This is a genomic window from Halodesulfurarchaeum sp., assembly GCF_036626455.1.
GTDB lineage: Archaea > Halobacteriota > Halobacteria > Halobacteriales > Halobacteriaceae > Halodesulfurarchaeum.
In genome coordinates this window covers 1-10,791 of record NZ_JAZKRK010000051.1, presented here as the reverse complement: position 1 = coordinate 10,791, position 10,791 = coordinate 1, and the positions used below count along the sequence as shown (strand labels likewise).

Genomic DNA, 10,791 nt, shown 5'->3' with positions numbered 1-10,791 from the left:
CGGTGGGACTGGGATTTGAACCACGCCCGGACGTGCTCGCTTCGCTGCGCGTCCGGTCTACCTCAAATCCCAGGTGTCGTTCGGCGCGGCGCGATCTTGCGCCGCGCACTCACGGTGGGACTGGGATTTGAACCCAGGAGGCCTCTCGGCCACCTGCTCTCAAGGCAGGCGCATTGGGCCACTTTGCTATCCCACCCATCAGATATTCATTATATCTGCCGCATTCTGGTGGTTTTTAGCGCCTTCGATCACCACAATGCCACGAAACACGCTGTTCCATCGCACCTTGGTTGAAGTGGGCCGAAAGCACCGGAATCCCGTCCATCAGGCGGTGATAGAATGATTTGCGCCGAAAAACTTCAAGATGTCGTCTTCAGATCCTGCAACGACGGGACCAGAAACCCCTCCTCGGACCGGCAACGGCCCGCCCGAGCCCGATGGGTTTATGCGGTGACCGGGCAAGCACACGGACATGGCAGACGGCCGGCGGGTCGAGGACCTCCTCGCGGATCGACCCGACCTCCAGTCACCGCTTGCGGCCATCCTCGATGTCGACGCCGAGACCGACACCTGGACCTTCGAGGACATCCCGGTCGACTCGGGCGCATTCGGGGAACTCGTCGCCAACGACATCGTCGAGAAAGAGGGTGACGAGTACCGGCTCGCAGATCCCGACGCTGTGCGTACAGCACTCCAGGACGACTCACCAGCCGAGCGTGCGCCTGCGACTGACGCAGGAACAGCCCCGTCGGTCGAGGTGTCACTGCCCACGGTGAACACCCGCGCAGCCGGCCTGCTCGCGGGTGCGCTCGTCTTGGTCGTCGTCATGCGATCGTTCGTCGTCGGGTCAATCTTCCGCGACGGGGCCGTGGTGCTCTCCGGAAACGATCCCTACTTCTATCGATACTGGGTCGAACAGACGCTGACGTCCACCGAATCGCTCACTGACCTCCCATTCGATATCGAGCGCGGCGAACCACTGCTCGTCGCCACGCTCGCGTGGATCGCAGACCTGGCTGGTGGCATCAACACCGCGGGGGCGATTCTCGCCGTCTACCCCGTAGTGTCGGCTGTCCTGACCGCCGGCCTTCTGTACTGGCTGACCCTCCGGCTCACCAACGACCGGCGTATCGCGCTCGCGTCTGTCGTCGTCTTGGCGGTGATGCCTGGTCACGGCCTCCGGACGGCACTGGGCTTTGCCGACCACCACGCCTTCGATTACGTCTGGCTCGCGCTGACGGCGGCCGCCCTCGTCGCACTCGCCGACGTCAAGCGCCGCGAACACCTCAGCGAGAGCGGACCCTGGCTCGCTGCACTCGCTCTCGGGATTGGCGTCGGCGCCCAGACGCTCGCCTGGGACAACGGCCCGCTCTTGCTCGTCCCCATCGCGGCACTCGTTCCACTTCGCGTCCTCATCGACGTGCATACAGACCGTTCGCCGTCGGTCACACACATTCCAGTAATCGTCGGACTTGCCCTCGCCGCATGCCTCGCTGTTTTCGGACACGTCAGGTACGGCTGGCACACGCAGGTCGTCACTGTCACGCCCGTGCTCTTGCTGGCCGGGACTGTCGCCGTGGTCGCAGTCGGCGAACTCGCCCACAGGATCGGTCGGCCAGTCCGGGACGTCGCGATCCTCGAAGCACTCAGTGCGGCGATCGGGCTTGCCATCGCGTGGACAACCTTTCCTGACCTCCGGGAGCGATTACTGCGCGGGCTCGGGGTCATCGGGCGAACTGATAACATCGCAGAAGTCAACGCGCTGTTCAGCGGCGACGCGCTTGGCTTTCTGCTGCTGTTTGGGTTGTTCCTCTTTCTCGGCGTGCCCGTCCTCGCGTGGGTGAGCTACCGACGCTCGCCCGACAGGTCGCCGTGGCTGGTCGCCTGCGTGTACGCGTGGTATTTCTTCATCCTCTCGCTGTTCCAGGTCCGGTTTACCGGCCAGCTCGGCATCTTCCTGTCGCCGTTCGCCGCGATCGGGTTCGTCTGGCTCGCCGCAACCGTTGACCTCACGCGGCCACCAGTGCTGTTCGATACTGCGGACGGCGACAGCGATCTGAGCGACTGGGTGCCCAGACGGCCCGATACGTCGACGGTCGCCGCCCTGCTCGCGCTGTTCGTCCTCGTCGGGGGGCTGGGTGTCATGCAGACTGCAATCAAGGTCGAACAGGTCACCACTGACGACGACGTCTACGAGACAGCGGCGTGGATGGCTGACTACGCCGACGAGCAGGGCTGGCACTCGCCGTCAGAGAGTTACGTCTTCAGCGAGTGGGGGTGGAACCGCCTGTACAACTACTTCGTAAACGGCGAGTCTCGTTCGTATGGGTATGCACGGTCGAACTACCAGACGTTCATGACACAAACGGAGCCCGCGGAGGCAACCAGTATGCTGGCTGACCGCGTACGCTTCACCGTCACGCGCGATCGTGACACGGATGCTCGCATGATGCACGCACGACTGCACGACAATCTCGGGAGCCGGGAGAACGACGTGGCGGGGCTTGGACAGTATCGTGCCGTCTTCACGACGGCAGACGGATCCCGGAAGGCCTTCCTCGTCGTCCCCGGGGCGACGATTCGCGGGAGTGGCCCGGCGAATACGACCGTTGACGCTACGACCGATGTCGACATCCCCGGAACGTCGTTCACGTACGAACGGCGAGCGGCGACGAACGCAACGGGCGCGTACGCCGTACGGGTTGCACAGCCTGGATCGTACGACGTCCCAACCGCGAACGGGACGGTGACAGTGGCCGTCCCGGAGTCGGCGGTAATGAATGGGGCGACAGTTGCCGTCGGAGAATAACAGTCTGAACCCACCGACGTCGGCTGGCCTGACAGAGACAGCGATCCGCGCCGACGTGCTGGTGTTTCATCGCCAAACAGCGGTACCTCCGATCCAAAGTCCGTCGACTGGGACGAGATTTACCCCGAGTTCGGCACCGAGAGGAACCAGATTGTTCATATACCGGTCGACGTAACTTTTGATACTTCTCAGCCGGACTCCCGGCTGAAAGTATCAGGGCTTACGTCGACCGGTATACTAACGGCTATACGCCCATGAGCAATGTCGACTATGCTCACGAAGATATAGCCGTCAGTATTAAGCGGTCTTGTAGCCCCGTCTTCGGTTCAGGGGCTGAATTTAGTATTCGGGCCGTTGCGCCTGGATGACCGAGGCCAGCTGCTGGTTTTCGTCGGCGAGTAGTTCGGTCAGGTCGTCGGCGGTGATGATCCCCACGAGTTCGTCATTCTCGTCGCAGACGGGCAGGCGACGCACGCCATTCTCGCTCATCACCTGTGCGGCCTGGTAAAAGCCAGCGTCGGGACCCACTGCACACAGGTCCGTCGACATGACGTCGTCGGCTGTCTGATCGGTCGAAGCAGTGTCTTCGGCGAGTACGCGTGTCGTCAGATCGCGGTCTGTGACGATCCCGGTCGGGATATTGTCGCTCGTAATGACGACGCTCCCGACGTTTTCGTCTCGCATTTGTTGGGCGAGTTCGGGGACCGATGTTCCGGGACCAGCACTGACGACGTCTTCTCGGGCAAGGTTTTCGATCGGCATTGCTGTTGTCTCCGTGTAGGTTCTCGACGAGCGATCAGATATATCCGGAGGGACCTTCTCAATAGCCTGGAACTTCCCGAACACTCATTGTCGAAAGCCCACCGTCAGTATCAGTCCTCGCGAGGTGCAACATACTCGCATTCGCCCACGCACTCTTCTTTGAGTGGACTTTCACCGAGTACCTGCTCGGGCTTTGCCCCACTTCGGAAGACAGTGATGCAGTCCACCGTGTCTGTCTCACCACGCTTCACAGTGAGCGGCGTGGCACGGAACCGAGACAGTTGGGTCTGACGACCACTCGCCATGTCCTGTTGATCGGTCGCGGACTGAACGCCAGCAGAACGGGCACCTGACGATGCTGGAAACCTGGCGTGGTTCCCCGCCTCCGTGTAGGCGGCAGGGTTCGCCGTTTCAAAACCGTAGCAGCCCCGTCAGTGACACGTCAGCCGACCTTTTCTCGTAGTGGGCGAAATATTCATCACACCTCGGTGTGGTAATTAGAAATTAGAAGTATGCGCACTTTGTCGAGCGAACGGTACGACGATCGAATCCGTTCGCTCGCTCTCGATCTCCTCCGAATCGATACGACCGACGGAACGGAGCGTCCGGCACAACGCCGCTTCGAGGAGGCGCTTGTCGACGCAGGTGCAGCGGAAATCGTTCGATGGGAGGCCGCACCTGAACATTTCGAGTCCGACCCCGCGTTTGGCGATATCGACACCCTTGATCTGACGGATCGTCCGAACGTCGCCGGAGTCTTCGAGTTCGGCGACCCCGAGGCAGGGAAAACGCTCGTCCTCAACGGTCATATGGACGTCGTGCCCGTCAACGAAGCGTCCTGGGACACCGACCCCTTCGATCCCACCTGGGATGGGGAACGCCTCTATGCCCGGGGCGCGGCAGACATGAAATCGGGACTCGCTGGCTTACTCTATGCGGTCGTGGCGTTTCGCGAACGCCACGGAGACGATATCGATGGTCGCATCGTCGTGGAATCGGTCGTGGGAGAAGAAACCGGAGGGGTTGGCACGAAAGCGGCAGTCGAGGATTCACCCTATGATTTCCAGCGGGACGGCGTCATCATCGCCGAACCGACCGAGCTGGGAATGGTGACCGCCACCGAGGGGTCACTGATGGTCACCGTGACGGTCGAAGGCCGGTCCGCCCACGCGGCAACGCGGTGGGAGGGGGAATCTGTCCTCCCTCATTTCGAGACCATCCGGCAGGCGTTCCTCGCTTTAGAGTCGGAGCGTAACGAGCAGGTCACCCATCCGCTGTACGAGACATCTCCGATCGCCTGGCCAGTCAATTTCGGGATTGTCGAAGCCGGATCCTGGGCCTCGTCCGTGCCGGCCCACCTCGAATCGGACGTTCGTATCGGTGTGGCTCCCGGAGAGACGATCGATGCGGTCGAGCGTGCCTTCCGCGAGCGGCTACAGACGGTCGTGGACCAGAGTGACTGGCTGCAGTCCCACTCCCCGACGATGGAGCGGCGCGATATACAGTTCATCCCCGCGGAGGTCGAGCAGGATGTGCCGGTGGTCCGGGCGCTCCAGAGGTCGTTGAACAGTCACGGTCTCGATTCCTCACCGCAAGGGGCTACTTACGGAGCCGACTCGAGACTCTTCGTCGAGAGTGGCATCCCGGCAGTGGTGTTCGGCCCGGGAAGTGTCGATCGTGCGCACTTCCCGAACGAATACATCGAATGGGGCGAGGTGTTGGAGTCGATAGCTATCGTCGCGGAGGCCGCTCACGAGTTCCTGACCCCGTGAGAACGGGGCGACATTCACCGGCAGGGAGCTGACGGCCTTGCTTTCCGTGTCGTTTCGCTACGAAGCGATAGCTTCGACGGCAGTGGCGTACACCTCGACCCCGGCGACGTAATCGGCCCATTCAGATCCACTCTTGCTCTTCGACCGGGTGTTTCGGGGGCTCGTCTTCGAGCGTGCGTTTGACCTCTCGAGCCGCCCCTCGCCGGAGATCAACCAGCGACTGGTTGGAGTACCAGGCCGCATGTGGGGTGACCAGGACGTCGTTCCGGGCGAGTAGTTGGTGGTTCTCTGGCGGTTCGGCTGCCATGACATCGAGTCCAGCTGCCGCGATTGTTCCCTGATCGAGGGCGTCGGCGAGCGCCTGCTGATCGATGACTTCCCCGCGGCTCGTATTGACGAGAATCGTTTCGTCGTTCATCTTCCCGAATGCTGACGTGTCGATCATTCCTCTGGTCTCCTCGGTCAGGGGAGGGTGGAGGGAGATCACGTCCGAACGAGCGAGCAGGTCCTCGAACCCGACCGGCTCGACATCATCCGACCGGATCGTGTTGTCCGCCACGTACGGATCGGAGGCGAGTCGCTCCTCGAAGAACGGCGCGGCCTTCCTGGCCGTTCGACTTCCAATGTTCCCGTAGCCGACGATTCCAAGGGTCTGTTCGCTGAGGCGCTCGATCGCCACGCCGTCAGTCCAGTCCCACGATCCATCACTCGTCCGGCGGTCGTAGACCGGGAGATTGCGAACGAGTGCCAGAATGAGGGAGAGCGCATGTGTAGAGACTTCATCCAGGCAGTAATCGGGGACGTTCGTCACTCTGATGTCCCGATCTCTTGCGGCGTCGACATCTACGTTATCGAACCCGACACCAGACCGGGCTACGATCTCGAGTTCGTCGAGTGCTGAGATGACATCGGCGGGTATCGGGACGGTTGCGTCAATTATGATGCCGAACGCGTCGGTACCGTCCGTGAGCACGTGCTCTCTTGTCGTTCCGGACAGGGTGAGATCGACGGCAATCCCCCCGAATATCTCTCGCTCGATGGCCAGATCTTCGATTCTGTCGTCGAAGACCACAACCTGGCGTTCGTTCATCGTTCTGCATTCGATGTTCCCTGTCACGTTATAAACCGTTTCGCGTTCCATCCCCCTGAGGCACCCCTCAGATTTCTGATTGGTTCAGACCCAAATTATATGTGACGGTTGGTCCGATTGGCAATGTATGCCAAATCCCAATGACATCATAGATGACACCTGCAACCTTTCCCGGCGGAAGGTTCTGCAGACCACTGGAATCAGCCTTGCCGCAGCGACGGGGTTGGCTGGGTGTTCCGGTGGTAGTGACGACGGTGGCGAGGCCACGCCGATGGATATCGAGGAGTGGCCACCGACCGACTATTCGAACCAGCTCAACCTGTGGAACTGGTACGACGACTGGGCTGAGTGGGCTATGGACGCGTTCCCCGAAGAATACGATGGCGTATCCGTGAGCAACTCGGGGTACTCGTCGGCAGAGCAGTGGTACTCCCAACTCGAGGCGGGCAACGAGGAGATCGATAACATCGCGGCCACCACGAATTGGGTCGATCGATCGATCGAAAACGATTATCTCCACGAGTTGCCGGTCGACTCGATGCCGAACTGGGAGCACGTACTCGACCGGGTAAAGGAAGTTTCGTCCTATCGGCAGGACGGCAGCATCTACGCGGTTCCGGAGAGCCTCGTCCTCTATCCACTCACGTACAACACCGACGAGTTCGGTGAGGACGGCCCCGATTCGTGGGGTGTGCTGTGGGACGAAGAATACGAGGGCAGAATTACGATGTGGGATCATTCGACCGTCTCTTGCCAGATTGCTGCAATGTACACCGGGCAGGATCCCATCGAACCGGACGACTACGAGGAGATCCGCGAGGTCCTCACCAACCAGAAGCCGCTCGTGCGGACGTACTGGGGTGACTATCAACAGGGGATGTCACTGTTCGTCAACGAGGACGTCGTTGCCGGGCCTCTTACCATGGGGCGGACGTATAGTGCCCGCTTCCAGGAGGACGCACCCGTCCATTACACGGCGCCCGAGGAGGGAGCCTTGTTCACCTCCGACCTGTTCGTGGTGCCAAAAGGGGCACCCAATCCGATCACCGCCACGCTGTTCACTAACTGGGCAACGGATCCCGCAAACGCGTACCAACTCTTCGACACGATGGGATACAAACCCTCGGTCGACATCAGCGACAGCCTCTCCGATCGGGACGCCGAGTTCACGAAGTGGCCCGACAGCTGGAACCTCCAGTTCCAGGAAACGCTCACCGACGACGTCCGAGGGCGCTACGACGAAATCTGGACCGAAGTCAAAGCCGCCTAACGTATGGCGCTCCTGTCGCTCACCGATCTGAGAAAACAGTTCGGCGGGCTGACTGCGGTTGACGACGTCTCCTTCGCGATTTCGGATGGGGAGTTCGTCTCCATTCTGGGTCCGTCGGGGAGCGGGAAGTCCACAATCCTTCGGATGATCGCCGGCTTCGAGCAGCCGACAGCTGGTGATATCGAGATCGCCGGCACATCAGTCGTGGGAACGCCCCCATTCGAACGGGACGTGAACATGGTGTTCCAGGATCTGGCGCTGTTCCCCCACTTCACGGTCGCCGAAAACATCGAGTACGGCCTCAAACAGCGCGGTGTGGAAAAAGCCGAACGCGAAAAACGAGCCGAGGAGATGTTGGAGATGGTTCGTTTGGAAGACTACGGGGGCCGGGACGTCTCGGAACTCTCGGGCGGTGAGCAACAACGGGTTGCGCTTGCACGGGCGATCGTGAACGAACCGCGTGTGGTCCTCTTCGACGAGCCGCTCTCGAGCCTCGACCGCAAGCTCCGCCAGCATATGCAGGTCGAACTCCAGCGAATCCAGGCGGAGACGGGGATCACATTCCTCTATGTCACCCACGATCAGGAAGTCGCTCTGTCGGTCTCCGATCGTCTCATCGTTCTCAACGAGGGAAACATCGAACAGATCGGATCCGCTGAGGAGCTGTACGACGATCCAGCGAGCCATTTCGTTGCGGATTTCATTGGCGACGTGAACACCCTCGCGGCAACGGTGACAGGAACCGGTGAGGACGGAATCACGCTCGAGTATGACGGTCGGACTGTCACCGTTCCGGTGGATCGAACGCGCGTCACGGCCAGTCCTGACGCCATCAGAGCGGATGAGTCCACTCCCGCAGTGAGTGAAGGCGATCGAGCTACTATCAGTGTCCGACCACACAACATCGATGTTTCGGATAGACCAGCGTCCGTGGATGCCGATTTCCGGATCAGTGGAACAGTCTCTACCGTTAATTATCAGGGTAGCGATACGATTTACGACGTCGAAACGGAACTGCAAACGATGACTGCAAACGTCCGTGATTATCGGGTCCACGAAGGGGATTCGGTGGTCCTGTCCTGGGATGCGAGTGATGTCTTCATCTTCCAAAACGAGGTACCGTAATGGATACGACGAGCGGAACCGACCGAGACACTCGAATGGCGGATCGGTTCAGTGCCGGTATCAGCTATCTTCGAGAGCACGACCGGCTTGCCACCGGACTCCTCGTCAGCCCGCCGTATGCCTTTTTGCTTCTATTTTTCGCCTTGCCGTTGGTCGCGATGCTCCTCATCAGCTTTCGGGCTGGCACCGTCGATGGGCCGTGGACACTCGAGAACTATCGACAGTTCCTGTTCACCGAGGTGTATCGTGTCATCCTCTGGCGGACCTTCGTCATCACGGTCAAGGTCACGGTGATCGTCGTCATCGTCGGATATGCGCTCGCCTACAGTATCGTGCGATTCTCGAGACGGACGACGTTGTTACTGCTCCTTGTCATCCTCCCGTTCTGGACGAGCTATATCATCAGGATGTACGCTTGGATCAACATCCTCCAGTCCGACGGTGTCCTGGACTCGACGCTGTCACTTGTGGGTCTTCCACCGGTTGGGCTGCTCTACTCGGAAACGGCTGTCCTCATCGGGTTCACGTACGTCTGGCTGCCTCTCGCGATACTGCCGTTCTACGCGAGTCTCGCCAATATGGACCCCGATCTCATCGAGGCGGCAAAGGATCTCGGGGCGGGTCCGGTGAAAGCGTTCTTTACGGTGACGTTACCGACGACAATAAACGGTGTCGTGACCGGGACGATTCTGGTATTCATCCCGACGTTCGGATCGTTCCTGACGCCGCGACTCCTCGGCGGGACGAACAACGTGATGATCGGGATGATCGTAGAGAACCAGTTCAAGACCGCATTCAACTGGCCGTTCGGTGCCGCCATCGGGATGGTCCTCTCGGCCATCGTCGTCGCGTTACTGATTGCAGCCGGGAAAGCCGGGGCAAATCTCATCGGGGGTGAGGGCTGATGGTGGGGATGGTCTCTCGGGCCGTCGAAATCGCGACTGATATGGTCCCGACTCCGCTGGAACGGTTCGTCGAGATACACGCAAACCGGCTTGCGCAGGTCACGATGCTCGTCGTGTTCTCCTTCCTCTGGGTCCCGATTTTTGTGCTCGTGTTCATGTCGTTCGCCGCCGGCGGTGTCCTGTCGTTCCCGCCCGAGGAACTCACGTTGGAGTGGTATTGGCAGTTCTTGGGTAATGACGCGGCCATCCGGTCGATTTTGACCACGATCAAGATATCACCCATCGCGACGATCATCACCGTCACGCTGGCGACGCTCATCTCCTATGCGGTCGACCGCCTGCCGTTTCCTGGGAAGGGGGTCTTGCGGATGCTTGCGACATTACCGATCATCGTTCCCCTCGTCGTCACCGGTATCGCTCTGGTCCTGTTCTACGGTGTCATCGGTTTCGATTCGGGATATTGGAACACCGTCGTCGCTCACGTCATCCGGACCATCCCGTTCGCGACTCTGGTCATCCTCCCCACATTTCTCACCTTTGATCGGGAACTCGAGGAGGCCGCAAAGGATCTGGGCGCCGACGAACTTCACACGTTCGTCGAGATTACACTCCCAAACGTGATGCCGGGAATCGTGGCGGGTGGGCTGTTGGCCTTCACGCTCTCGTTCAACGAGTTCGTCTATACGTACTTCGTCAAGGGCTCGGGACAGACGACGCTCCCTGTCTATATCTGGGACCAGATCCGGTACAACGTCACTCCCGAAGTCAACGTCATCTCGGTCGTCTTTCTCCTCGTTGCGGCCGGGGGAATCCTGGTTGCCGTCTGGCTCACCCGGACTGAGTTGATCGTTGGGGAGTGACACGCCGGCTTTCCTTTGTTGTATCTAGCGAATCGCGTCACAACGGACGTGCCGTTCCACGGTTGTGGACAAAGTCAAACGACGATTTGTGCTTGGTCAGTGGTTTTATCAATTGATAATGTCGAATCCGGCCAACGAGGCAGTGCTGAAACCACAGTCTCGAAAACGATCGAAGCGGGGAACGACTATACCGACGGG

General features: G+C 60.2%; 8 protein-coding genes and 1 tRNA gene. 6 read left to right on the top strand and 3 right to left on the bottom strand.

Annotated elements, in window-relative coordinates:
• Positions 1–112: 112 nt before the first annotated feature.
• Positions 113–196, bottom strand: a tRNA-Ser gene (locus tag V5A26_RS10585).
• Between the two features lie 276 nt (positions 197–472).
• On the opposite strand from V5A26_RS10585, the gene V5A26_RS10580 reads away from it, so the two are divergent.
• Entirely contained in the window at positions 473–2,809 is a 2,337-nt protein-coding gene (locus V5A26_RS10580; protein ID WP_332322475.1) for an STT3 domain-containing protein, read from the top strand.
• A gap of 339 nt (positions 2,810–3,148) precedes the next feature.
• Here the strand turns inward: V5A26_RS10580 and V5A26_RS10575 are convergent, their stop codons facing one another.
• Positions 3,149–3,571, bottom strand: coding sequence for a CBS domain-containing protein (locus V5A26_RS10575; protein ID WP_332322474.1), 423 nt, complete (start codon positions 3,569–3,571; stop codon positions 3,149–3,151).
• A 512-nt stretch (positions 3,572–4,083) separates the two neighbouring features.
• Here V5A26_RS10575 and V5A26_RS10570 point away from each other — a divergent pair.
• Positions 4,084–5,343, top strand: coding sequence for an ArgE/DapE family deacylase (locus V5A26_RS10570; protein ID WP_332322473.1), 1,260 nt, complete (start codon positions 4,084–4,086; stop codon positions 5,341–5,343).
• A gap of 121 nt (positions 5,344–5,464) precedes the next feature.
• Here V5A26_RS10570 and V5A26_RS10565 read toward each other — a convergent pair whose 3' ends face one another.
• Positions 5,465–6,460, bottom strand: a complete 996-nt coding sequence (locus V5A26_RS10565) for a C-terminal binding protein (RefSeq protein ID WP_332322472.1) — start codon at positions 6,458–6,460, stop codon at positions 5,465–5,467.
• 100 nt (positions 6,461–6,560) lie between these two features.
• Between V5A26_RS10565 and V5A26_RS10560 the strand changes: the two genes are divergently transcribed.
• From V5A26_RS10560 to V5A26_RS10545, 4 genes are read left to right on the top strand one after another with little or no spacing between them, the layout of a single operon-like run.
• Positions 6,561–7,703 (top strand): ABC transporter substrate-binding protein, encoded by a 1,143-nt coding sequence (locus V5A26_RS10560; protein ID WP_332322471.1) that lies wholly within the window; start codon positions 6,561–6,563, stop codon positions 7,701–7,703.
• 3 nt (positions 7,704–7,706) lie between these two features.
• Entirely contained in the window at positions 7,707–8,828 is a 1,122-nt protein-coding gene (locus V5A26_RS10555; RefSeq protein ID WP_332322470.1) for an ABC transporter ATP-binding protein, read from the top strand.
• Positions 8,828–9,733: an ABC transporter permease gene (locus tag V5A26_RS10550; RefSeq protein WP_332322469.1), complete on the top strand. Its 906-nt coding sequence runs from the start codon at positions 8,828–8,830 to the stop codon at positions 9,731–9,733. The genes V5A26_RS10555 and V5A26_RS10550 overlap by 1 nt, the downstream gene beginning before the upstream one ends.
• Complete coding sequence (locus V5A26_RS10545; RefSeq protein ID WP_332322468.1) at positions 9,733–10,593, top strand: ABC transporter permease; 861 nt, start codon at positions 9,733–9,735, stop codon at positions 10,591–10,593. Before V5A26_RS10550 ends, V5A26_RS10545 begins: the two co-directional genes overlap by 1 nt.
• Positions 10,594–10,791 lie beyond the last annotated feature (198 nt).

Excerpts from the sequence above, each read along its gene's own strand:
- V5A26_RS10580 (WP_332322475.1), top strand. The coding sequence starts at position 473 with ATGGCAGACGGCCGGCGGGTCGAGGACCTCCTCGCGGATCGACCCGAC.
- V5A26_RS10575 (WP_332322474.1), bottom strand. The coding sequence starts at position 3,571 with ATGCCGATCGAAAACCTTGCCCGAGAAGACGTCGTCAGTGCTGGTCCC.
- V5A26_RS10570 (WP_332322473.1), top strand. The coding sequence starts at position 4,084 with ATGCGCACTTTGTCGAGCGAACGGTACGACGATCGAATCCGTTCGCTC.
- V5A26_RS10560 (WP_332322471.1), top strand. The coding sequence starts at position 6,561 with ATGCCAAATCCCAATGACATCATAGATGACACCTGCAACCTTTCCCGG.
- V5A26_RS10555 (WP_332322470.1), top strand. The coding sequence starts at position 7,707 with ATGGCGCTCCTGTCGCTCACCGATCTGAGAAAACAGTTCGGCGGGCTG.
- V5A26_RS10550 (WP_332322469.1), top strand. The coding sequence starts at position 8,828 with ATGGATACGACGAGCGGAACCGACCGAGACACTCGAATGGCGGATCGG.
- V5A26_RS10545 (WP_332322468.1), top strand. The coding sequence starts at position 9,733 with ATGGTGGGGATGGTCTCTCGGGCCGTCGAAATCGCGACTGATATGGTC.